At 68.4% G+C, this 21689-nt stretch carries 21 protein-coding genes; 13 read left to right on the forward strand and 8 right to left on the reverse strand.

The genetic code is table 11. The features are described from left to right. Nucleotides 1–29: 29 nt before the first annotated feature. Complete coding sequence (locus IRZ30_RS01570) at nucleotides 30–851, reverse strand: LLM class flavin-dependent oxidoreductase (protein WP_294082189.1); 822 nt, start codon at nucleotides 849–851, stop codon at nucleotides 30–32. 509 nt (nucleotides 852–1360) lie between these two features. Between IRZ30_RS01570 and IRZ30_RS01575 the strand changes: the two genes are divergently transcribed. The 7 genes from IRZ30_RS01575 to IRZ30_RS01605 all read left to right on the forward strand — a co-directional run bounded on the left by IRZ30_RS01575 (nucleotide 1361) and on the right by IRZ30_RS01605 (nucleotide 9936). Then, a complete protein-coding gene (locus IRZ30_RS01575) occupies nucleotides 1361–2584 on the forward strand; it encodes an ABC transporter substrate-binding protein (RefSeq protein WP_294082190.1) in 1224 nt (407 codons plus the stop codon). A 19-nt stretch (nucleotides 2585–2603) separates the two neighbouring features. Next, nucleotides 2604–3743: an ABC transporter ATP-binding protein gene (locus IRZ30_RS01580; RefSeq protein WP_294082192.1), complete on the forward strand. Its 1140-nt coding sequence runs from the start codon at nucleotides 2604–2606 to the stop codon at nucleotides 3741–3743. Next, nucleotides 3709–4605 carry an ABC transporter permease gene (locus tag IRZ30_RS01585; RefSeq protein ID WP_294082194.1) on the forward strand — a complete coding sequence of 299 codons (897 nt, stop codon included), beginning with the start codon at nucleotides 3709–3711 and terminating at the stop codon, nucleotides 4603–4605. The genes IRZ30_RS01580 and IRZ30_RS01585 overlap by 35 nt, the downstream gene beginning before the upstream one ends. Further along, the gene (locus tag IRZ30_RS01590; protein WP_294082196.1) at nucleotides 4606–5412 is read left to right on the forward strand and encodes an ABC transporter permease; all 807 of its coding nucleotides are present in this window, start codon (nucleotides 4606–4608) and stop codon (nucleotides 5410–5412) included. Between the two features lie 2 nt (nucleotides 5413–5414). Next, the gene (locus IRZ30_RS01595) at nucleotides 5415–6101 is read left to right on the forward strand and encodes an AroM family protein (protein WP_294082198.1); all 687 of its coding nucleotides are present in this window, start codon (nucleotides 5415–5417) and stop codon (nucleotides 6099–6101) included. Nucleotides 6102–6184: 83 nt separating this feature from the next. Next, entirely contained in the window at nucleotides 6185–8293 is a 2109-nt protein-coding gene (locus IRZ30_RS01600; RefSeq protein ID WP_294082200.1) for a hydantoinase/oxoprolinase family protein, read from the forward strand. Further along, a complete protein-coding gene (locus IRZ30_RS01605) occupies nucleotides 8290–9936 on the forward strand; it encodes a hydantoinase B/oxoprolinase family protein (protein WP_294082202.1) in 1647 nt (548 codons plus the stop codon). The genes IRZ30_RS01600 and IRZ30_RS01605 overlap by 4 nt, the downstream gene beginning before the upstream one ends. Before the next feature lie 163 nt (nucleotides 9937–10099). On the opposite strand, the gene IRZ30_RS01610 is transcribed toward IRZ30_RS01605, so the two are convergent. Beyond that, nucleotides 10100–11584: a leucyl aminopeptidase gene (locus tag IRZ30_RS01610; protein ID WP_294082203.1), complete on the reverse strand. Its 1485-nt coding sequence runs from the start codon at nucleotides 11582–11584 to the stop codon at nucleotides 10100–10102. Nucleotides 11585–11785: 201 nt separating this feature from the next. Between IRZ30_RS01610 and IRZ30_RS01615 the strand changes: the two genes are divergently transcribed. Continuing rightward, nucleotides 11786–13441 carry a ScyD/ScyE family protein gene (locus IRZ30_RS01615; protein WP_294082205.1) on the forward strand — a complete coding sequence of 552 codons (1656 nt, stop codon included), beginning with the start codon at nucleotides 11786–11788 and terminating at the stop codon, nucleotides 13439–13441. Between the two features lie 619 nt (nucleotides 13442–14060). Beyond that, nucleotides 14061–14558: an RNHCP domain-containing protein gene (locus IRZ30_RS01620; protein ID WP_294082207.1), complete on the forward strand. Its 498-nt coding sequence runs from the start codon at nucleotides 14061–14063 to the stop codon at nucleotides 14556–14558. Between the two features lie 461 nt (nucleotides 14559–15019). Here the strand turns inward: IRZ30_RS01620 and IRZ30_RS01625 are convergent, their stop codons facing one another. The 5 genes from IRZ30_RS01625 to IRZ30_RS01645 are packed head-to-tail and all read right to left on the reverse strand — an operon-like array spanning nucleotide 15020 to nucleotide 18410. Continuing rightward, nucleotides 15020–15436 (reverse strand): LysM domain-containing protein, encoded by a 417-nt coding sequence (locus IRZ30_RS01625; RefSeq protein ID WP_294082209.1) that lies wholly within the window; start codon nucleotides 15434–15436, stop codon nucleotides 15020–15022. Between the two features lie 9 nt (nucleotides 15437–15445). Continuing rightward, a complete protein-coding gene (locus IRZ30_RS01630; RefSeq protein ID WP_294082211.1) occupies nucleotides 15446–15697 on the reverse strand; it encodes a DUF3006 domain-containing protein in 252 nt (83 codons plus the stop codon). Continuing rightward, a complete protein-coding gene (locus tag IRZ30_RS01635; protein WP_294082213.1) occupies nucleotides 15694–16620 on the reverse strand; it encodes a ComEC/Rec2 family competence protein in 927 nt (308 codons plus the stop codon). Before IRZ30_RS01635 ends, IRZ30_RS01630 begins: the two co-directional genes overlap by 4 nt. Further along, the gene (locus IRZ30_RS01640; protein ID WP_294082215.1) at nucleotides 16617–17228 is read right to left on the reverse strand and encodes a CDP-alcohol phosphatidyltransferase family protein; all 612 of its coding nucleotides are present in this window, start codon (nucleotides 17226–17228) and stop codon (nucleotides 16617–16619) included. The genes IRZ30_RS01635 and IRZ30_RS01640 overlap by 4 nt, the downstream gene beginning before the upstream one ends. 9 nt (nucleotides 17229–17237) lie before the next feature. Then, nucleotides 17238–18410: a glycosyltransferase family 4 protein gene (locus tag IRZ30_RS01645; protein WP_294082217.1), complete on the reverse strand. Its 1173-nt coding sequence runs from the start codon at nucleotides 18408–18410 to the stop codon at nucleotides 17238–17240. A gap of 220 nt (nucleotides 18411–18630) precedes the next feature. Between IRZ30_RS01645 and IRZ30_RS01650 the strand changes: the two genes are divergently transcribed. After that, on the forward strand, nucleotides 18631–18804 hold the full coding sequence (locus tag IRZ30_RS01650) for a hypothetical protein (protein ID WP_294082220.1): 174 nt from the start codon (nucleotides 18631–18633) through the stop codon (nucleotides 18802–18804). A gap of 4 nt (nucleotides 18805–18808) precedes the next feature. On the opposite strand, the gene IRZ30_RS01655 is transcribed toward IRZ30_RS01650, so the two are convergent. After that, nucleotides 18809–19351 (reverse strand): PRC-barrel domain-containing protein, encoded by a 543-nt coding sequence (locus tag IRZ30_RS01655; protein ID WP_294082222.1) that lies wholly within the window; start codon nucleotides 19349–19351, stop codon nucleotides 18809–18811. Nucleotides 19352–19556: 205 nt separating this feature from the next. Between IRZ30_RS01655 and IRZ30_RS01660 the strand changes: the two genes are divergently transcribed. The 3 genes from IRZ30_RS01660 to IRZ30_RS01670 are packed head-to-tail and all read left to right on the forward strand — an operon-like array spanning nucleotide 19557 to nucleotide 21552. Next, a complete protein-coding gene (locus tag IRZ30_RS01660; RefSeq protein WP_294082224.1) occupies nucleotides 19557–19925 on the forward strand; it encodes a GntR family transcriptional regulator in 369 nt (122 codons plus the stop codon). Continuing rightward, the gene (locus IRZ30_RS01665) at nucleotides 19922–20812 is read left to right on the forward strand and encodes an ABC transporter ATP-binding protein (protein WP_294082225.1); all 891 of its coding nucleotides are present in this window, start codon (nucleotides 19922–19924) and stop codon (nucleotides 20810–20812) included. The genes IRZ30_RS01660 and IRZ30_RS01665 overlap by 4 nt, the downstream gene beginning before the upstream one ends. Continuing rightward, nucleotides 20809–21552 carry a hypothetical protein gene (locus IRZ30_RS01670; RefSeq protein WP_294082227.1) on the forward strand — a complete coding sequence of 248 codons (744 nt, stop codon included), beginning with the start codon at nucleotides 20809–20811 and terminating at the stop codon, nucleotides 21550–21552. The genes IRZ30_RS01665 and IRZ30_RS01670 overlap by 4 nt, the downstream gene beginning before the upstream one ends. Nucleotides 21553–21689: the final 137 nt, after the last annotated feature.

Raw genomic sequence — 21689 nt, forward strand, 5'->3', positions numbered from 1 at the left:
GCTGGGCGTGGCGGGTTGCCCTAATCCCCTTATCGTCCCACCGGGTGACCAGCCGACGCGGGCGGCGTCGGCCTCGCGGCCGCGAGGACCGCGAGGGCCTGCTCGGGCGTATCGGACGGGGTGATGGCGCGGACGATGACCGTATCCAGCACCGCCTCATACGCGCTCAGGCGTTCCTGCAGGTCCGCTTCCCCTTCGGCGAGGATGGTGGTCTGGATTGGTTCGACGCCTTGTCGCCGGAAATGAGCGGCATAGTGCGGGAACGATCCATAGCGGGCGCATTCCTGCTCCAGCCGCGGGAGCGAGTCTCTGCCGAGCGCGCACCGGACGTAGGCGAGGATCATCGGCGTGGGGCGGCCCACCGACTCGGCGCCCTCCCGAATCCAGGCAGCCGAGGTGCGGGCGTACTCGGGCGTCAACCAGTTGAGCAAGACGCCATCGGCAACCTGTCCCGCCAGGTAGCACATCTTGGGTCCCAGCGGCGCCACTACGATCGTGACATCCACCAACCGTCGAAGCTCGTCGACGCCGGCGCGGGTGCGGTCGAGCGCACCACGTGCCGTTCCGCTGCCGATGCCCAGGATAAAGCGGTCCAGCGGGAGCCCGAGACGCTGGATCTCCGTCGCCAATTGCCGCGGGGTGTCGTCGGTCAGCGGCACAGCACCGACGCCGAGCGCGAGCCGCTGTGTGCGTCTCGCGACGTCGGACAGCTTGGGGAGGGAGGGATCCCTCAGCGGCTGGCTCAACCAGAACGAGTCGTACCCGTGCGCCTCCGCGGCGCTCGCGGCTGCGCGGATCGACTCGATGGGGTATTCCCCGGCGAGGCCGAATCCCCGTCTCGCGGCTCCCATGTCTCAATCCTTCCGCCATGCTGGCGCCGCCCCAGTGCCGAGTCCGCTCTGAGCGCGTGTGCCAAATCGTGTCGTGGAGTCTGACGAGATGATGGGGGCGGGCGGGTGCGCGGTCAAGCGCGCCACGCGGTGCAGGACCAGTCTCCCGCGCATGAACTCGTGGGCAGCGCGTGTGCCGCATGCTTGACGCCCGAGACGGCATCCCGTAAGCTAGATTTCAGCGCAGACGACTAATTAGGCGCGGCGTGGTGGTGGGTTTCGGCCAGGCCCCAAGCGACCTCGGCGATCACCCATCAACGCCGCTCCGCAGTTAATGCTCGGCGGCGCGTGGGATATCCCCTATCGGGGGACTATTGGTGGGAGGCTGATTGTGGCTGGCTCTCCCGCCGGGGTGCCATGTGCCGGGAGCACGTCGCTCGGTAGCGTGCAGGGGTAATCGTGGGCTCGGCGCGTGGCCGGGAGCCGAGCTTGCTCTGGTGGTGAAGGCGGCCGTCGGCGAGGAGGACGGGATGACGCGCGATGAACACGTCCGAGCGTTGATGGAAGCTCGCATGAGTGGACAGCTATCCCGCCGTGATCTCATCCGCCGCCTGGCGCTCCTGGGTCTCGCCGCCCCGACGATCAACGCGATCCTGGCGGCGTGCGGTTCGGACGAGTCCGACGCCGGCGGCTCGGGTGCGCAGGCGACGTCAGCGCCGACGAGCGCCGCATCATCGGGCGGGAGCGGAACGCCTGCGACGTCCGGCACCGGCATCGAGGGCCAGGATTTCGAGGGCCAGACACTGGTTGTCACCAGTTACGGCGGCACCTGGGAAGAGTTCATGCGTCAGGAGATCATCCCGGACTTCGAGGCCCAGACCGGCGCCAAGATCGAGCTGGCTGTCGGGCTGTCGAAGGACTGGATGACGAAGCTGCGCGCGGCAGGCAAGGACAACCCTCCCTACGACGTCGTCATCGCCAACGAAACCTACATCGCGACCGCGCGGGTTGAGGGGCACTTCATCTCGCTGCCGGAGGACAAGATCCCCAACCTGGCGGATGTCCACGAGAAGATGAAGATGCCGGACAACGTCGGTGTCTTCTTCCTGATTGGGCCTGTGGGAATCGCCTACATGACGGAGAAGGTCAGCGAACCGCCCAAGAGCTGGATGGATCTGGCGAAGTTCACCGGGAAGCTCGGCATCTACAACGCCGCCAACTCGGCCTGCGCCCAGCACATCATGATGATGGCCAAGATCGTCAACGGCGGCGACTACAAGAACTGGGAGCCCGGTTTCGAGTGGATCAGGGATAACCTGAAGCCGAACAAGCAGACCGACTTCTCCGGCGACATGGAAAAGCTCCTGACCACCGGCGAGGTGGACGTCGGCATCCTCGACGCCCCCGCGTGGGCCCGCCTTTCGAATCAGGGCGTCGCGATGGAGTGGGTGGCCCCGGAGGAGGGCCTCCTGATGTTCGAGCAGAACACCAACGTGACTGCTGGGAGCAAGGTCAAGGATCTGGCGTTCGCCTGGGTCAACTACCTGCTGAGTGTGCCGGTGCAGAAGAAGTGGGCCGAGAACTACTGGTACACCCCGGCGAATACCAAGGTCGAGATCTCCGGTGATCTCGCGCGGTACATCCCGGTCACCGGCGACACGCTCGAGAAGATCGAGAAGTGGGACTACGTCTGGCTGAACGAGGGGCCGCGGGACCAGATGATCAACCGGTGGAATCGCGAGATGTCGGGTTAGCAGCGAGGGGCGTCGGAGCGTGGCATCGATCAGTCTGCGGTCGTTGACCAAGCGGTTCGGCACGACGGTCGCAGTCAACAATCTGAACCTCGACTTGGAGGAGGGCGAGTTGGTTGCCCTCCTCGGCCCGTCGGGCTGCGGGAAGACGACGACGCTGCGCATGATCGCCGGCTTTGAAGAGGCGGACTCGGGGACGATCAGCTTCGGGGGCCGCGATGTGACGTCGCTCCCGCCCGAACGACGCAACACGGGCATGGTCTTCCAGAACTACGCGCTCTTCCCCCACCTGACCGTCGCACAGAACGTCGCGTTCGGTCTGGAGATGCGCAAGGTGCCCAAGGCGGAGATCGCGCGGCGCGTCGACGCCATCCTCGACAAGGTCCAGCTCCGTGAGCTGGCCGACCGCTATCCCCGCCAGCTCTCGGGTGGGCAACAGCAGCGGACGGCGCTCGCCCGCGCGCTGGTCATCAACCCGTCCGTGCTCTTGCTCGATGAGCCGCTGGCAAACCTCGACGCGAAGCTGCGCGAGGAGATGCGGTTCTACATCCGCTCGCTCCAGCAGGAGTTCGGCATCACGACGGTCTACGTGACGCATGACCAGAGCGAGGCCCTGGTGCTGGCCGACCGGATCGCCGTGATGAAAGACGGTGTGCTCCAGCAGGTCGGGACACCGACGGACATCTATCAGCGGCCGGGGAATGCCTGGGTCGCGGACTTCATCGGTCTCACGAACCTCGTGCCCGGCGTCATCACGGACCGCGAGGGGAGCCGAGTCCTGGTTGATACGGACCTCGGCGTCCTGTCGGGGACCGGGAGCGACGGCCTGCGCACCGGCGATCAGGTCCTGCTCAGCATCCGCCCGGAGAGTCTCCGCATCACCAGCGGCACGGACACCGCGCATCCCGGCGACACGCTTGACGGAGCAGAGCGCAATCGGCTCGTGGGTGTGGTGCGCGAGCGTGCGTACCTGGGCAACCTGGTCGATTACCGCATTGAAGTCGGGGAGCGCGTGCGGCTGCGCGTCCAGACCGCACCGGTGCCGGCGTACGACGTGGGTGATCGGGTAGTGCTGTCCTTCTCGGACGACCAGGCCTGGGTGGTTAGCGACGAGGGGAGCGTGTCGCGTGGCGACCATCGCGCAGAAGCTGCGCTGGCGTGAGGGCGAGCGTCGGCGGTTCACCGCCCAGTACTCCAGGCTGCTCCTGATTCTCCCGGCGATCCTTCTCCTCGGCGTGTTCTTCATCGGGCCGTACCTCTACCTGCTCTACATGAGCTTCATGACGCAGACGTTCGGCGCGCCGTACCTCCGGGACTTCACGCTGGACAACTACCTGCAAACGATCCGGGATCCCTTCAACTGGCGGATCATCGCTCGCACGTTGCGCTACGGCGTCGTCACATCCCTCGTGACCCTGGTGCTCTCCTACCCCCTGGCCTACCACATGGCGCGCGCGTCGAGTCGTGCCAAGGGCTTGCTCATGACCATGCTCCTTGCGCCGCTCCTCGTCGGCATCGTGATTCGCAGCTACGGCTGGATGATCCTGCTGGCCGATACAGGGCTGATCAACCAGGCGCTGACCGCGATCGGCATCGGCCCGTTCCAACTGATGTACAACGAGACGGGCGTCATGATCGGTCTGGTCCACATCTATATGCCCTTCATGGTGTTGTCGCTGGCGGGATCGCTCCAGGGCATTAATCCGGACGTGGAGCGCGCTGCCCGCTCGCTCGGCGCGAGCCCGTGGCGCACCTTCTGGCGCGTCACCTGGCCGCTGAGCCTGCCGGGGGTGACGTCCGGGACCGTGCTCGTCTTCGTCCTGACGGTCAGTGCCTACATCATTCCGTCGCTGCTCGGCGGCTACAACGTGATCACCGTCCCGCTGCTCGTGGTTCAGACCGTCTCGGAGCTGTTCAACTGGCCGCTGGGGAGCGCGTTCGCCATTCTGTTCTTCGTCATCACCGTCGCCGTCCTGGCGATCTATATCAAGTTGATGGGCCGCGCGATGAAGGGATTGTCCTAGATGCCGCTGAGCCGATCGAGCCGCGTCATCCTGAACACCGTGGTCGCGCTCCTGTACCTCTTCTTGCTGGCGCCCATCATCATCGTCGTGATCGCCGCGTTCAACTCGGGGCAGTACCTCCGGTTTCCGCCTGAAGGGTTCTCGCTCCGCTGGTTCCAGAAGTTCCTCGAGAGCGAGCCGTTCGTGGACGCGTTCCTCTTCAGCGTCCGGCTGGCGATCTTCGTGACCGTGCTGGCCACCGTCATCGGGACCGCGGCGGCGCTCTACATCGTGCGTCACTCGCGCCGCTTCCGCGCCGGTCTGCAGCTTCTCATGATTTCCCCACTGCCCGTCCCGGCGATCCTGACCGGTATCGCCCTCTTGATCTTCTTCTATGCCATCGGGCTTGGAACCCGCGGGATGGTCGGATTGGTCATCGGGCACACGCTGGTCAGCTTGCCCTACGTCTTCCTCACCGTCAGTACCGTGCTGGTCGGCTTCGACCGCAGTCTGGAGGAAGCGGCGCGAAACCTCGGCGCGGGCCCGTGGACGACCTTCCGCAGAGTGACGCTTCCGCTCATCAAGGGCGGCATCATCTCGGGCAGTGTGTTCGCCTTCATCGTCAGCTTCGATCAGTTTCCGATTTCGCTTCTCCTGGCGAGCGTCGGCAGCACCCCGCTGCCGCTCCAGCTCTTCGATTACCTCCGCTTCTCCTTCGACCCCACGGCGGCGGCCGTGTCGACGATCAGCATCCTCATGACGGTCGTCGTGGTCCTGATAACGGAACGGCTGGTCGGACTCGAATCGCTGTACTGGGGAGGGCGGTAGGAATGGCCCCGCTCTTGGGCCTGCTGACGATCGGGCAGTCTCCACGGCCCGACGGACTGGCGGCCGACATCGAGACCGCGCTCGCCGGCCGGATGTGTGTCGTCGAGCGTGGCGCACTGGATGGCCTGTCCAAGGACGAGATCGATCAGATGCGTCCGCGACCCGGTGACTATCATCTCGTAACGGTGCTGCGCGACGGCACGCCGGTCCAGTTGGCCAAGGCCGCGATCCTCTCCCGGCTCCAGGAGCAGATCACGGAGTTGGAGCAGCGAGAGGGCGTCGCCGCAACGCTGCTACTTTGCACGGGCGCCTTCCCATCGTTCACCCACCAGAAGCCGCTGCTCCAGCCGCAGGCGGCGCTCTACGGCGCGGTGATCGGCATGGCCGGCACGGGCACGATCGGCGCCCTGACGCCCCTGCCGGAGCAGATCGAGCAGGCGCGCGCCAAGTGGCGCGCGATGGGGGTCGCCGACGTTCGCCTGGCAGCGGCGGATCCGTACGGCGCGGACCCGCTTCGGTCGGTGCGGGCAGCCGCGGCGGAGGTGCGAGCAGCCGGCGCCACGATTCTGTTCCTGGACTGCTTCGGGTACGATCTGACCATGCGGGCCGTTGCCCGGGAGGAATTCAGGGGGCCGGTGATCCTGGCGCGGACCCTGGCGGCTCACTTGGCAGCCGAAATGGTGGCCTAGCGCCGCCGTCGCTCGGGAACATGCGAAGCGGCAGGTCGTTCTCCTCGTGCGGCCTGCCGCTCTGCCTGAAGGAGCACAGTACAGTGTCAGGACGATACGCCATCAGCGTGGACGTTGGGGGGACGTTCACGGACTTCGTGCTGTTCGATCAGGAGGCGGGCGCGCCCGCGGCGTTCCATAAGGTGCTCACGGACGCCGAGCGCCCGGCGCGCGCGGTCGTGACCGGCTGGCGGGAGATCTTGGAGATGGTCGGGGCGACCTCGGCCGACGTCGACCACGCCGTCCACAGCACGACCATCGTCACCAACGCCATCGTCGAGCGCCGCGGCGCCCGCACCGCGCTCATTACCACCCGTGGCTTCCGCGACGTGCTGGAGATCGGTATCGAGCAGCTCTACGACATTTACGACCTCTTCGCGCCCTACCCGCAGCCGCTCGTGCCGCGCGAGTTGCGCCGCGAGGTGGATGAGCGGATCACGCGCGACGGCGAGGTGCTGCGCCCACTCGACGAGGATGCGGCCCGCGCGCTGGTGGACGAACTGGCGGCCGCGGGGGTGGAGTCGATCGCGGTGGCGCTAATCCACGCCTACCGCAACCCGGTGCACGAGCGGCGGCTGGCGGAGATCATCGCCGAGTCCCACCCGGAGATCACCGTCTCGCTCTCGTCTCGCGTCGCCCCGCTGATCGGGGAGTATGAGCGGACCTCCACCGTGGTGGCCGACGCCTACGTGAAGCCGCTGCTCCGGCGCTACCTGACTGACCTGATGGACCAGCTCCGGGCGTTGGGGTACCAGCGGGATCTCTCGATGATGCTCTCCTCCGGCGGGATCACGACGGTCGAGGCGGCGGTGGAATTCCCGATCCGGCTGCTGGAGTCGGGACCGGCCGCGGGCGCCTTCGCGGCCGGGTTCTACGGCCGGCTGGCCGGGCACGAGCACGTCCTCTCGCTCGACATGGGCGGGACCACCGCGAAGGCGTGCCTGATCGAGGACGGCGCGCCGACCGTGGCCGGGATGCTGGAGGCGGACCGCGTGCACCGCTTCAAGCCCGGCAGCGGGTTGCCGATCATGGCGCCGACGGTCGACCTGATCGAGATCGGCGCCGGTGGCGGCAGCATCGCCCATGTCAACAACCTGGGGCTCATGCAGGTCGGGCCGCAGAGCGCCGAGTCGAACCCGGGCCCGGCCTGCTACGGGCTGGGCGGTGAGGAGCCGACGGTGACCGACGCGAACGTGCTGCTCGGCTACCTCGACCCGGGCTACTTCCTGGGCGGCCGGATGGCGCTCCAGCCCGAGCGGGCGCGCACCGCCGTGGTCGACCGGCTGGCGAAGCCGCTGGGGCTCGATCCGATCGCCGCGGCGTGGGGTATCCACGCCATCGTCAACGAGAACATGGCCCAGGCGGCGCGGACGCACCTGATCGAGCGCAACCGCGACCCGCGGAGCGTGGCCGTGGTGGCCTTCGGCGGCGCGGGACCGGCCCACGCGGCCGAGGTGGCCCGTATCCTGGGCATCCGGCAGGTGATCGTGCCGATGGGCGCCGGGGTCGGCTCGGCGATCGGTGCGCTGACCGCCCCGATGGCGCTCCCCTTCGTCCGCTCGCACATGACCCTGCTCGACGAATGCGACTGGGCGCTGGTGCACGCGCTCTACGACGAGATGCGGGAGGAGGCGCAGCGCGCGTTCGCCGCGACGGGCAACGCCGAGGCCGCGCGCTATCGCCTGGCGGCGGACATGCGCTTCGCCGGGCAGTACCACGAGCTGCGGGTGGACCTGCCCGAGGACGCGCTCAGCCCGGCGGGCGCTCGCACCATCGAAGCGGCCTTCCGGGAGGGGTACGCCGCCACCTACGGGCGGGCGCCGAGCGGGCTGGGTATTGAGGTGCTCAACTGGCACCTGATCGCCGAATTGCCGCGCCCTGCTTTCACGCTGGCGGCCGAGCCGTGCCACGAGCGCGACCCGCGCACGGCGCTGAAGGGCGAGCGTCCGGTCTACTTCCCGCGGCCGGAAGCCGGCTACCGCCCCTGCCCCGTCTACGACCGCTACCGGCTGGAGCCCGGCGCGGCCTTCCCCGGTCCGTGCATCATCGAGGAGCGCGAGGCGACCATCGTGGTGCCGCCGGAGTGGCGCGTCACCGTCGACGGCTATCGGAATGTGATCCTGGAGCGCAGGGAAGGCGAGGGGACGCGATGACCCGGGCAGAGACGTTCGATCCGGTCAGCCTGGAGATCATGTGGAGCCGGCTGATCGGCATCGCGGACGACATGTGGACCACGGTCCTGCGGACCGCCGTCTCCACCATCATCGGCGCCGCGCAGGACTTCGGCTGCGAGATCCTCGACGCCGAGGGCCACTCGGTGGCGCACTCCAACCGCAGCATGCCGGTGTTCAACATCGTCATGCCGACGGTGACGCGCGCGGTGATCGAACGCTTCCCGGTTGACACCATGCGACCGGGGGACGTGTTCGTCACCAACGATCCATGGCTCTGCGCCGGGCACCTGGACGACATCGCCACCATCACCCCGATCTTCCACGGGGGGCGCGTCGTGGCTTTCGCCGTGACCGTGGCCCATACCTCCAGCATCGGCGGCGCGCTGGCCCGGCGCACCGTGCGCGACATCTACGAGGAGGGCCTGCGCATCCCTCTGCTGAAGCTCTACGATGCGGGCGAGCTCAACGAGACGGCCTGGGCGTTCATCCGCGAGAACGTCCGCACCGCCGACATGGTGCTCACCGACATCGAGGCGACCCTTACCGCGAACGATCTCGGTGCCCGCCGCATCGTCGCCTTCCTGGAGGAGTACGGCCTGCCTGACCTGGTCGACATCGCTCGGGCGATCCAGGAGCACTCGGAGCGGGCCATGCGGGACGCGATCCGGGCGCTGCCCGACGGGGATTACGAGCATGAAGTGTGGGCCGACGGGCTGGACGAGCCGGTGCGCCTGCGCTGTCGGGTCACGGTGCGGGGCGACGAGATCACGGTTGACTACACCGGGAGCGACCCCGAGCGCCCGCGCGGCGGGATCAACTGCACGCTGACCTACACCAAGGCGCACACGGTCTATCCCCTGAAGTGCCTGCTCTCGCCGACCGTTCCGGCCAACGAGGGCACCTTCCGGCCGTTCACCATCAGCGCGCCTGAGGGCTCGATCCTCAACTGCCGGGTTCCCGCCTCGGTCGGCTCGCGCGTGCGCACCGGCTGGCACCTCCACTCGCTCCTCTTCGGGGCGCTGGAGCGTGCGTTGCCCGACCGGGTGCAGGCCGGCAACGGGCTGATGAACTCGGTCCACGTCTACGGTCAGGAGCCGAACGGCCGCTTCTACAACGCGCACTTCTTCATCGCCGGGGGGCGCGGCGCCAGCCGCGGGCGGGATGGCATCGGGCGCAACTGCTTCCCGAGCAGCGCCCGCAACGTCCCGGTCGAGGTCTTCGAGGCGCGGACGCCGGTGCTGATCCACACCCGTGAGTTGCGGGAGGACTCGGCCGGCCGGGGGCAGTGGCGGGGCGCCTTCGGTCACCGGCTTGAGATGGGTGTGCTCCCCGGTTACCCAGCGCCCGTCTCCTTCTTCATCGACCCGGATCGGCTCCACTTTCCGCCGCGCGGCCTGAGCGGCGGCGAGGACGGCCCGCTGACCGAGGTGCTGGTCAACGGCCGGCGCCTGACGCCCGAGGAGATCGGTGGCGGACAGATCACCCTGTCCGGCCCGGACGAGCGCCTGGTGCTCCACATCCCCGGTGGCGGCGGCTACGGCCCACCCGACCAGCGCGACCCGTCCCTAATCGAAGCGGACATCCGCTCCGGTCTAGTAACACCCGAGTACGCTCGAACCTGATCCGAAAGCAACTGAAAGTTCTCGTGCCTCCTCCCCTCTCCCCTTGTGGGAGAGGGGCCGGGGGTGTGGGGTAACGCCGCCCGCACCACAGGCTGCCAGCAAGATACCCCTCTCCCGACGTCGGGAGAGGGGTCGGTCTTGTCCTGCCTGAAACCGGACGCGGCTAGCCCTGCGCTGCCCGCCGCTCGAGGAATGCGAGCAGGGTGCTGACGCCGTGGCCGGTGCCGCCCTTGCCGGCGTAGTCCGAGACCTTGTCGGCCCAGGCAGGGCCGGCGATGTCGAGGTGGGCCCAGGGCTTGCCCTCGGTGAATTCGCGCAGGAAGAGCGCGGCGGTGATCGAGCCGCCTGCGCGGCCGCCGCTGTTCTTCAGATCGGCCACGTCGCCGCGGATCAGTTCCCGGTACTCGTCCCAGAGCGGCATGGGCCAGAGCTTCTCGCCGCTCCAGGCGGTCGCGGCCACCAGGTCGTCCACCAGCGCCTGGTCGGTGCCGTAGAGCGCCGTGCCCTGTTGGCCCAGGGCGATGATCGCGGCGCCGGTGAGCGTCGCCAGGTCGATCAGCGCCTCCGCGCCCTGGCGCGCGGTGTAGGTGAGGGCGTCGGCCAGCACCAGCCGGCCCTCGGCGTCGGTGCTGATCACCTCGATCGTCTTGCCGTTCATGGCGCGCAGGACGTCGCCGGGACGGAAGGCGGTTCCGCTCAACATGTTCTCGGCGGCGGCGATGACGCCGCAGACGGTGAAGGGGACATCGAGCGCCGCCAGCGCGGTCATGGTCGCCAGGACCGCCGCCCCGCCCGCCATGTCGCTCTTCATGTGCTCCAGGCCGGAGCCGGTCGGCTTGAGGTTCACGCCGCCGGTATCGAAGGTGATCGCCTTGCCGACCAGGCCGATCGTGCCGCGTGAGGTCCCGCGCGGCCGGTAGGTGAGGTGGATCAGCCGCGGCTCGCGGACGCTCCCCTTGCCGACCGCGAGGATCGCCCCGGCGCCGAGGTCCTGGAGAGCGGCCGGGTCATGGACGACGCACTCCAGCCCGGCGGCGGACGCCGTCTCCTGAGCGATCGCGGCCAGGCGCTCGGGGTAGAGGGCATCGGCCGGCTGGTTCACCAGGTCGCGCGCCAGGCTGACCGCGGCCGCGACAGCCTCGCCGGCAGCCAGGCCACGCCGGGCGGCGTCGCTCTCCCCCGCGATGTCGAACCGCTCGACCCGCTTCTCGGGGCGATCGAGCGTCCGGTACTCCAGGAACTCGTAGAGCCCGAGCCGAACTCCCTCGACCGCGGCGCGGTAGGCGCGTTCCTCGCCGAGGTCGCCCGTGGGCGGCGCCGCGCTCACCACGCTGCGGGCACCGGCGTCGCGCGCGGCCCGAGCGGCGACGGCCCATGCCCGGCGCAGATCGTCGGCCGTGGGCGCGCCGTCCCCGATGCCCGTGACGACCACGCGGCGGACCGGGAGCCGCCCCAGCGTCGGGATCACCATCGTCTTGCCGACCTTGCCCGAGAAATCCGCGTCGCGCAGCGCGGCGCTGAGCGCACCCTCGAGCCGGGCGTCCACCTCGCTACCGGTCGGGTCCAAGCTTGGGCCGGGCGCCACCGGGATCACGAGCGCGTCGACCTCACGATCGAGGCTGACCGCGGGCAGCAGATCGATGTCCATCCACGTCCTCCTTCACCGTTCGCGGTATCTCCGCTTCCAGCCCATTATGCATCTTCGATTTGGTGGCACGCAGGTCGCGATGGTTGTCGCTCGATGTGCTAAGATGCGCGACATCTCCGAGTGGACGAACAGCGACAACCGGAGGGAGGGGGATTGCGGGTTCTGAGCTCGTTCTTACTTGTCGTGTGAGGAGAAACATTGATGCTCAAGCGACACAGCCTTGCTGTGCTGCTGGCCCTGGCGATGGCGCTGGCGACCGTGGCCACGGCGGCTGCTGCACCCTCAGACAGTACCCTGGCGGGCCAGCAGACGGAAGCGGACTGCATCTACTTCGAGGCAACGCAGCACAGTGTCTGCTTCGGGTTCAAGGCGTACTGGGAGAAGTTCGGCGGCCTGGCCATCTTCGGCTACCCCATCACCGGGGAGTTTGTCGAGAATGGCGTGACCGTCCAGTACTTCGAGCGCGCTCGCTTTGAGTGGCACCCGGGCGTCTGGCCGGAGCGCTACGACGTCTTGCAGGGGCTGCTGGGCACCCAGCTCGCGGCGGACCGCCTCGGCACCGGGCCGTTCGCGCCGGCCGCGCCCGTCCAGGGCTGCACCTTCTTCGGAGCGACCGGCCACAACCTCTGCGCCGGCTTCCAGTCGTACTGGGAGAAGTTCGGCGGCCTGGCTATCTTCGGGTACCCGATCAGCGAGGAGTTCGTCGAGGACGGCGTGACCGTCCAGTACTTCGAGCGGGCGCGGTTCGAGTGGCATCCAGGCGTCTGGCCGGAGCGCTACGACGTCCTGCTCGGCCTGCTCGGTGTGCGGGCCATCAGCGGCGAGCAGCCGGGGCCGCAGTTCGTCCCCATCGCTGCCGAGCTCAACAACCCGCGCGGGATGACCATCGGTCCTGACGGCGCGCTCTATGTGGCGGAGGCGGGCCTGGGCGGCGACGGCCCGTGCCTGCCGAACCCCGAGGGCGACGGTGAGGTCTGCTACGGCCCGACCGGCTCGATCGCCCGGATCGCCGACGGCCAGGTGGAGCGCATCGCGACCGGGTTGCCGTCGCTGGCCGCTCCCGGCGGTGCCAGCGCGACCGGCGTCCAGGACGTGATCGTGACCGAGGACGGCATCTACGCCGTCATCGGCCTGGGCGCGGACCCGGCGGCCCGCGAGCAGTTGGGTGACGTCGGGGCCGACTTCGGCACGCTCGTCCGGATCAACGACGATGGGACCTACACGGTCCTGGTCGACATCGCCGCCTATGAGACCGCGGAGAACCCCGAACCGGCCGCGGTCGATAGCAACCCGTACTCGCTCGTCGCGGTTGACGACCACTTCATCGTCGCCGATGCCGGTGGGAACGACCTGCTCCACATCGACGGCAACGGCACGATCACCACGCTGGCCGTCTTCGGTCCGCGGATGGTCGATGCGCCGCCGTTCCTCGGCCTGCCGCCGGGCACGCAGATCCCGATGGAGGCGGTCCCGACCGGCCTCACCGTCGGCCCGGACGGTGCCTTCTACGTGGGCGAGCTGACGGGCTTCCCGTTCCAGGTGGGCGCCGCCCGTGTCTGGCGGGTCGTGCCGGGTGAGGATCCGGAGGTCTTCGCCGAGGGCTTCACCAACATCGTTGACACCGCCTTCGGGCCGGACGGCCGCCTGTACGTGCTGGAGATCGCCGCGGACAGCCTCCTGTCGGAGACCTCGCCCGGCGCGCTCTACCGCGTAGAGGCCGACGGCACCAAGACGCTGCTGGCGCGTGACGGCCTGGTCATGTCGACCGGCCTGGCGATCGACGACGAAGGCACGACCTACATCGCCAACTTCGGCGTGGTCCCGGGCATGTCGCAGGTGGTCGGGCTTTTCGAGTAGCCACGTACGGCCCAGTACCGTCTCCTGAGCCGATGGGCGCCCCCGCTCTGGAGAGAGCGGGGGCGTTCCGTGCCCCGGCCTTGGTGCGGCATGGACCAGGAGCGTCGGCGCCGGGCAAAGACCGGTCACTCCTGATGCCGGCACCCCTCTAGACAGCGCGACCCGGCTCCCCTACAATGCGGAGGTCGCCCGGCATCCCCTGCCGGGTGGCAGCGGACGCGTCGAGCTTGGAAAAGGAAGGACTGATGGCCAGAGTAGGAACCGCCGCCCGAGTCGCGGATCACGCGGCACCGGTCCGCTAGCCGGCGTACAGTCTGGCCTCTCCGCTCGACGCCGAGGGACTGATCCCCGGGGCGCGCTCGCGCCTCCGTACCCAGTACCCCGGTTGATCAACCGAGTCGTCGCCCGACCGTTCGCCGCGGATCGGATCGTCGTGCCGTCCGCGGCTCTCCGCTGAGCATCCCATCGATCTCATGGAGTCCGGCCCCACGGGGCCGGGGGGGCCTGCGCGTGCAGTGCGCCGCGGGCCGGTCGAGCGACGAGGAGGCATCGATGACCGTCTCTGCGCACAACCTGACGAAGCCGTCCCATTGGCTGCTGACGATAGGAGCGTATCCCCTTGGGACGTCGTTGTGCGCACGACTTCGACGAACTGGACGACTACGGTGTTGACTGGGAACCAATCCGGCGCCGCTCGCGGCCGCGCACCGGCCGTGACACCGCGGACGGCGCGGGTCGAGCGACTCGGAGCGAGCGCCGCGCTGCGCGGCGGCCACAGACCGAGAGCTTCCGCTGCCGGCACTGCAAAGCGATGGTCGGCCCGACGCTGGGCGGCGGGCGCCACCGGAACCACTGCCCGTTCTGCCTGCACTCCCGGCATGTCGACGAGGCGCGACCCGGCGACCGGGCGAGCCGCTGCCGGGCGCTCATGGCCCCAATCGGGGTCTTCGTGCGGCGGTCGGGAGAACAGGTGCTGGTGCACCGCTGCCTCGGCTGCGGTATCGAGCGATGGAACCGCGTCGCGGCGGACGACCACCCGCTGGTGTTGATGACCCTCCCGCTGCTGTCCCCACCCGGGGCGGCGGCTGGCGGGCGGGACGCGGCGGCGCCGGCGTGAGCGCAACCGGGCCGGGGAGTGATCCCCGGCCCGGTTCCCGTTTGGTGCGCGCGATGCGCGCGTGCGACTGTCCGGGGCGGAGGCGCGGAGGTCACTTCTCGTGTTGGTGGGAGCCGGCCGGCGCGGGTCGGCGAGCAGCGGAGCGAAAGATGACACACGGGGAGCGGGCTGCTGGCGGGTATACGGGGTTAATTCCTCAAACCCCATTGGAGAGCTTCGGAACAACAAAACAGCCGGCGCGAAAGCGCCGGCTGTTTGGGTTTCGTTGGGCATTCACCGGGGTGGTGCCTGCTAGCCGGCAACCTCCGCGGTGATGCCCGAAATACCGTTACTACTCATATCGTGGCATCACCTCCTTTACCCTGCTCGGTCTGGAACTTTGCGAATACGTGCACGAACTCTAACACGCCGGGGGATGGGTGTCAAATGGCCGAGGGAGATCGTTGCTGCGTTGGGAAGCACTACGGCTGGTTCCGCCCCGGCACGATCAGCACCTGACCGGCTTCCAGCCAGCTCGGATCGGTGATCCCGTTGGCTTCCGCCAGGGCCTGCGGGTCGACGTTGAGTTGCACGGCGATGCCGTAGAGCGTGTCGCCCGGTTGGACCACGTAGGTGCTGCTCGCCGCTTGCTCATTCGGCGCACCCTCCTCGCCCGAGGCCGCCGGGGTCGGCGTGACGGGCGGCGGGCCGGGGGTCGGCGTCACGATCCGCAACATCGGGATCGGCGTGGGCGATGGGGTCACCGTGGGCGTCTCCGTCGTGTCGGTGCCGCGCGGGAGGCATCCGGTCAGCAGCGCCGCGGCGATGGCAACCAGCGGCACGAGAGCACGCAAGCGGCGGGCGGCTCCTAACGCGGGCGGTGTCGGTGCGCGTCGCATCGGTGTCGTTCACTCCTCCGGACCGAACAGGCGGCGTTGCAGATCCCGCACCTCGTCGCGCCGTTCCCGCTCGGTGTCTCGATCCAGCCGGAAGCGGACCCGCAGGACCGAGCCGTCCCGGGTCCCATCAGGTAGACGTTCGAGCGGTACCACGAGTTGCTGCCCATCGTCGAAGACGAGCACCGCGAGCCGCTCGCCTGACTCTCCCTCTTCGATCTCGTCCACGGTCGCGATCAGATCGTCCTGGCGGTCGGGGCTCACGGCGTCCCCTCCTGGCGTTCCGGTTGAATCTGCGTTCCGTCCGAGACAAAGACCACGGTGCCGTCGATGTCGGTGCGGTAGACGGTTATCCCTGCCTCGCGCAGGCGCTGCATCGTCTCGCGGTGCGGGTGGCCGTAGGAGTTGTCCGCGCCGACGGAGATGACGGCGTCTCGGGCGCCGACCGCGTCGAGGAAGGGCGTGGTGGACGACGAACGGCTGCCGTGGTGGGCGACCTGAAGGAGGTCGGCGCGCAGGGCCGACGGGTCGAGCGCGAGCAGCTCCTCTTCCGCTTCCTTCTCGATGTCGCCCGTCAGCAGGATGCGCACGTCGCCGTCGATGACCCGCAGCACGACGCTGTTGTTATTGTCATCCACCTCGCCGTCGGAGTTGGTAATGAACGGCTGGCGCGGCCAGAGGACCTCAACGCGCGTGCGTTCGCCGAGCTCGAACGTGTCGCCCCGGCGTGCCCGCCGCGCCGGGATGCCCTTCTCTTCGACGACCCGCAGCCCACGCAGGTAGGCCCGGTTGGTGTTCTCGATGGCCGGGTCGATGTAAGTGCCGGCCGGGAAGCGCGTCAGCACGGTCGCCAGCTCACCGATGTGGTCCTGATCGGGATGACTGGCCACGACATAATCCAACTGCTGAACCCCGTACCGGCGGAAGAAGGGGAGGATCACGGTGTCGACGGCGTTCTCTCGGTCCCCCATGTCGAAGAGGAGGCTGCGGCCGTCGGCGGTAATGATCCCTACGCTGAGGCCCTGACCGACGTCGAAGAAGGCGATGCGGGTCAGCTCGCCGGGCTCCACCGTGCCGCGCTCGTCGCCGATGAGCGACGGGAGCGCGAGTGCGACGATGACGAGGAGCAGGATGAGCGCCAGCGCGAAGACAACCCTGCGCAGGCGGCGAGACGAACGGCGGTTCATGATGCCGGATGGTTCGGGCGCGGCTCGTCGCCGCGTGTCGCCTGCCAAACGTGGAGGATGCGCTGCAGCGTCGTCACGTTGGTCAGGATGGCCAGGATCCAGAGCGCCCAGACGGGTCGGTTGAGGATGAGGAAGACGGCAAGCAGGATGACGCGCTCGGGGCGCGCGAAGAGCCCCACCTCGGCCTTGACCCCGACCGCCTCGGCGCGGGCGCGGGTGTAGCTGACCATGATCGAGCCGACCACGGTGGCGTAGACCAGCAGGATGGGGATCGTCTCGGTTCCGGAGCGCAGCAGGTAGACGAGTACGCCGCCGTAGACGAGTGCCTCCGAGTAGCGATCGAGGGTGGAGTCGAAGAAGCCGCCGAAGCGCGTGACCCGGTTGGTGACGCGCGCCACGGCGCCGTCGAGCATGTCGAACGCTCCCGCGGCCAGCGCCAGGATGCCACCGGCCACCAGGTTGCCACTGGCGATCACGGCGGCCACGACCAGGTTCAGCAACAGGCCCAGCAGCGTGAAGCCGTTCGGGGAGAGGCGCGTGCGGGCCACCAGCAGCCCAACCCGCTGCAATCGCAGCCGCACCCAATCGCCGACGAGCGTACTAATCATCGTCGTCCCCTACCCGGCGACTCGCGCGTCGCGGAGAGCGCGCGCTTTCGTGGGCCGCATGTAGCGGCCATAGCGGTCCAACGCCCGCTCGTAGACATCCAATACCCGGCGCGCGATCACGGACCACGAGTGCTCCTCGGCCCGGCGACGGCCTGCCTCACCCAGTCGCGCAGCCAGCTCCCGATCGGCCAGCACGTGGACCAGCGCCAGGGCAAGCGCCTCCGGGTTCTTCGGCTCGACGAGGAGCCCTTCCACTCCGTGCCGTACCACCGCCGTGTAGCCGTCGATGTTGGTGGCCACCACGGGCCGCCCGGATGCCATCGCCTCAAGCAGGACGATACCGAAGCTCTCCCGGCCGGTCGAGGGCGCGCAGAACACGTCCGCCGAGGCGTAGTACGAAGGGAGATCCTGCTTCGACACCGCGCCGACAAACGTCACGTTGTCGAGCTCGTAGCGCTCCAACAGCCGGTCGTAGCGCCACGCCTGCCCCGGCCCGACGACCAACAGGTGGACACCCGGGAACTCCTGCCGGACCAGCGCGATCGCTCGCAGGAGATACTTCAGCCCCTTACGCGACTCATTGTAGCGCCCGACGAACAGCACGGTCGGCCCCGAGATATGCGGATGGTGGATCTTCGGCACGTGTGGTCCGAACTGCTCGATGTCGATGCCGTTCGGGATGATTTCGTAGACCGCCGGGAAGTACTGGCTCACGAACTCCTCGGCCGAGGGAGAGACGGCGATGCGCGCGTGCAGCTTGCCGTGGAAGAAGGAGAGCAGCGGCTTGCCGTAGAGGTAGGCCAGGTTCGACGAGCGCGCCGCGTGGAAGGTGCCGATGTTGACCGTCTTCGAATGAAGCAGCACCATGAGCGGGAGCGTCGGCGCGAGCGGTTCGTGTAGGTGGATGATGTCGAAGTCCTCGTCGTGCAGGAACTCCTTGACCTTGCCCGAGATGAGGGGCGAGAGCGTGATGCGCGCGGTCGACCCGTTCGACGGGACCGGGACCGCCAGGCCGAGCCGGTAGATATGGCCGTCGTCCTCCTCGCCCTCCTCGTCGGAGCGCGGCGCGAGGATGCGTGTCTGGTGTCCCAGCGCGCGGAACTCCCGGTCGAGGTGCATGATGTGCTCGTTAACCCCGCCGGGGTACCCAAAATCGAATGGCGACACGAGGAGGATCTTCATGGAACCCTTTCGCGCGGCCGCCTGCTGCGGACGTGAGGCGTTGTCGCTACCGCCATTGTACACGCCATCGGGCGCATCATCGGCCGGCGGACGGGCGAGCGACGATGCTATCCATCCAGCGCCGGCGACCAGCCGGGCTGGATTGCCGCCGCGGCAGCGCGCGGCAGTATAGCGGTGTCGCGCTGGGCTGTCCATGCCCCACGGGAGAGGAGACGCGCCGATGAACTGGCCCGCCGGTCTTGTTGCAGCCGGATTCTGGGTGTTGCTCAGCGCCGTCTGGGCCGCGCTACAGCCCGCACTCTACCCAGTCTCAACCACCCGCCTCGCGGGACGCGTCGTTCGGGATCTCGCACCCGCGCTGCTGCTCGGCTGGCTGGTGGCCCGGCTCGCCTGACCGGCTAGCCCTGCGACTCCTCCTGCCCGGGAGCGGTCTCCGGCTGCGCGCCCTCGGCCGGGGGATTGGCGACTCGCTCCGGGATAACGACGGCGTCGCGCCCGATGCTGATTACCGCGTCGATCGGCACGGAGATGTTCGACCGGAACGGCCCGGTCAACCCGGCACGGACGATCTCCAGGCCGGTGATGGCCCCGGTCTGCTCGTCGATGAGCACGCTTGCCACCGAGCCGATGCGGCTGCCTTCCTCGCTCACGACCTTTAGCGAGCTAATCTCGCCCAGTGACGGGTACTGCCGGTAGCGGTGCTCGGTGTCTTCTCCCTGGAGCACCGCACGACTCTGCACCATGACGGCGTCCGGTCCGATCGAGCGCACGTCGCCTCGCTCCACCACATTCGTGGTGCCGCCGATGAGGCCGCCGCTGCGGACGGAAAACGCCTGGATCGCGCGGTCGTCGATCGAGAAGAGCAGGTCGTGCACCGTCCCCAACTGCTCGCCGCCCTCGATCGACACCACCGGCATCCCTTTGAGTCGCTTCGCATCCATCGCGCAGCCTCCCTCCGTGGCCCGGCGGCCCTCGCAAATCGCCGTGCGTCCCGGTGCCCCTGCGGAAGCAAAGGATGTGCCACTGGGGCGCGGGGATGCCTGAGCGTGCTCCTGCGGCATGCGACGACCGCCTCTTGACAATCCGGTTCTTGGGTGATAGGGTTCATTAGTAGAGTAATGAACCGTAGAGGCAGGTGGCAGGACCGTGTTTGACGACCGAAGCCCGATCTACCGACAGATCGCGGAACAGATCAAGCAAGCGATCCTGACCGGAGACCTCCAGGAGGAGGAACAGGTCATGTCGACCAACCAGTACGCCGCCTTTTACCGGATCAACCCGGCGACGGCGGCCAAGGCCTTCCAGGAGCTGGTGGACGAAGGGCTCCTCTACAAGCGGCGCGGCATCGGGATGTTCGTCAGCCCCGGCGCACGCGAACGGCTGCGTTCCCAGCGCCGCGAGCGCTTCTTCGCGGACGTGGTCGAGCCGATGGTGGCCGAGGCCCGGGCGATCGGCATCCCCCTGCGCGAGGTCATCCAGTGGCTGGAGCAACGGGAAGGCGAGGAGGAGCGATGATCGAACGCATCGATATCGACCACCTGACGCTGCGGTACGGGGATGTGACCGCCCTCGACGAGCTGAGTCTGTCGATGGTGGGCGGCAAGATCTACGGCCTGCTGGGGCGCAATGGCTCCGGCAAGACGAGCCTGCTGTCGGTCCTCGCCTCCTTCCGCAAGCCGACATCGGGGGATGTCCGAATCAATGGACAGCCGGTGTTCGAGAATCAGGCCATCACCAGTCAGATCGCCTTCATCCGTGAGAGCGGCGACACGGTGGAGGACACTGAGAAGGTCGAGTCGGCGATGCGGTACGCCGCGTACCTGCGGCCGAACTGGGACGCCGAGTACGCCGCCCGGCTCCTGGAACGCTTTGAGGTGTCAACGAAGGCCAGGATCGGCAGCCTCTCCCGGGGCAAGCGGTCCGCGCTCGGCATCGTACTGGGCTTGGCCGCACGCGCGCCGCTGACGATCTTCGACGAGACGTACCTCGGAATGGACGCGCCGTCGCGGTACGCCTTCTACGACGAGCTCCTGAACGACTTCATGGAGCACCCGCGCACGTTCATTATCTCGACCCACCTGATCGAAGAGGTGAGCCGGCTCTTCGAGAACGTCGTCATCATCGATCGCGGCCGGCTGGTCGTGCAGGACGACGTCGAGACGTTGCTGAGTCGCGGCAACGCGGTTACGGGGCCGGCCGACGTCGTAGATCAGTTCGTCAACGGGTACGGGTTCACCGTGATCGGCACCCGGCAACTTGGCCGGACGAAGTCGGCGATGGTCTACGGGCAGCTCGATCCCGAGAAGCGCGCCGAGGCCCGTGCGGCTGGGCTCGACCTCGAGCCCTTGGCGCTCCAGGACCTATTCGTCCACCTGACCGAACCGAGAGGAGACCAGTCGTGAGCCAGGCAGCGATCGCGCAGCGGATGCAGCGGAGTTGGCGCTTCCCCACCCCGCTGGTGACCGATTACGGGGGCTTCCTCACTGCGGCGTGGGCCGGCGTGCTCGTGGTGACCTTCGCCGGGAGCCTGGTGTCTGCCACGTTCTTCGGCCTCATCCCAGCCTCGGCGTGGGAGCTCATCACCCCTCCGGCGCGGGTGTATATGGCGGTTATCTCCGCGTTCGTGGTGTACAGCTTCCTGCCGCTGTACGTCAGTCATGGCCAGACGCGGCGTGGCTTCGCCATCGAGGGACTCATCGCCCTGGTGGTGCATGCCGCCCTCGCCACGGTGCTGATAACCCTCGGCTTTGTGATCGAAGCGGGGTGGTACCGGGTGATGGGGTGGACGCGCGGCGTGCCCGATGGGCACCTCTTCACCTCTTACGGGAACCTGCCGCTGATCGTCGCTGAGTACGGGCTGGCGTTCCTGGTCTGGTCGGCGGCCGGGGCCTTCGCCGGGGCAGCGTTCTACCGGTCCAGCCGTGGTGGGTGGCTCGCGCTGCCCCCTGCGCTGGTGATGGTCGGGATCACCGGCTCTGCCCTCGGCGAATCGCTGGGCCCCATCACTCGCTTCTATCGGGATCTGACGGGTGCGGAGGCTGGATCGCTGCCGTTCGCGACGGTCGTGTCGGTTGCCTGCATTCTGGTCGCGGGGGCGGCAACGTGGTTGCTGATCCGGGACGTCCCGATCCGCAAGCGCTGAGGCGTCCACCACGAGGTGCGGATGCCTCAGCGCCTGGAATGTGGCATGGCCGGGCCGGTGGTCGCCGCCCGGCCGGTCGCCTGCATCGGCGGAGCCAATCGGGTGCCGAACCAGCGGGAGGTGTGACGCCGGGCCGG

Source organism: Sphaerobacter sp., assembly GCF_019683595.1.
In the GTDB taxonomy this organism is placed as follows: Bacteria; Chloroflexota; Chloroflexia; order Thermomicrobiales; family Thermomicrobiaceae; genus Sphaerobacter.

Coding starts and splice junctions, on each gene's coding strand:
- IRZ30_RS01570 (WP_294082189.1), bottom strand. CDS start 851: ATGGGAGCCGCGAGACGGGGATTCGGCCTCGCCGGGGAATACCCCATC.
- IRZ30_RS01575 (WP_294082190.1), top strand. CDS start 1,361: ATGACGCGCGATGAACACGTCCGAGCGTTGATGGAAGCTCGCATGAGT.
- IRZ30_RS01590 (WP_294082196.1), top strand. CDS start 4,606: ATGCCGCTGAGCCGATCGAGCCGCGTCATCCTGAACACCGTGGTCGCG.
- IRZ30_RS01595 (WP_294082198.1), top strand. CDS start 5,415: ATGGCCCCGCTCTTGGGCCTGCTGACGATCGGGCAGTCTCCACGGCCC.
- IRZ30_RS01605 (WP_294082202.1), top strand. CDS start 8,290: ATGACCCGGGCAGAGACGTTCGATCCGGTCAGCCTGGAGATCATGTGG.
- IRZ30_RS01610 (WP_294082203.1), bottom strand. CDS start 11,584: ATGGACATCGATCTGCTGCCCGCGGTCAGCCTCGATCGTGAGGTCGAC.
- IRZ30_RS01615 (WP_294082205.1), top strand. CDS start 11,786: ATGCTCAAGCGACACAGCCTTGCTGTGCTGCTGGCCCTGGCGATGGCG.
- IRZ30_RS01625 (WP_294082209.1), bottom strand. CDS start 15,436: ATGCGACGCGCACCGACACCGCCCGCGTTAGGAGCCGCCCGCCGCTTG.
- IRZ30_RS01635 (WP_294082213.1), bottom strand. CDS start 16,620: ATGAACCGCCGTTCGTCTCGCCGCCTGCGCAGGGTTGTCTTCGCGCTG.
- IRZ30_RS01640 (WP_294082215.1), bottom strand. CDS start 17,228: ATGATTAGTACGCTCGTCGGCGATTGGGTGCGGCTGCGATTGCAGCGG.
- IRZ30_RS01645 (WP_294082217.1), bottom strand. CDS start 18,410: ATGAAGATCCTCCTCGTGTCGCCATTCGATTTTGGGTACCCCGGCGGG.
- IRZ30_RS01650 (WP_294082220.1), top strand. CDS start 18,631: ATGAACTGGCCCGCCGGTCTTGTTGCAGCCGGATTCTGGGTGTTGCTC.
- IRZ30_RS01655 (WP_294082222.1), bottom strand. CDS start 19,351: ATGGATGCGAAGCGACTCAAAGGGATGCCGGTGGTGTCGATCGAGGGC.
- IRZ30_RS01665 (WP_294082225.1), top strand. CDS start 19,922: ATGATCGAACGCATCGATATCGACCACCTGACGCTGCGGTACGGGGAT.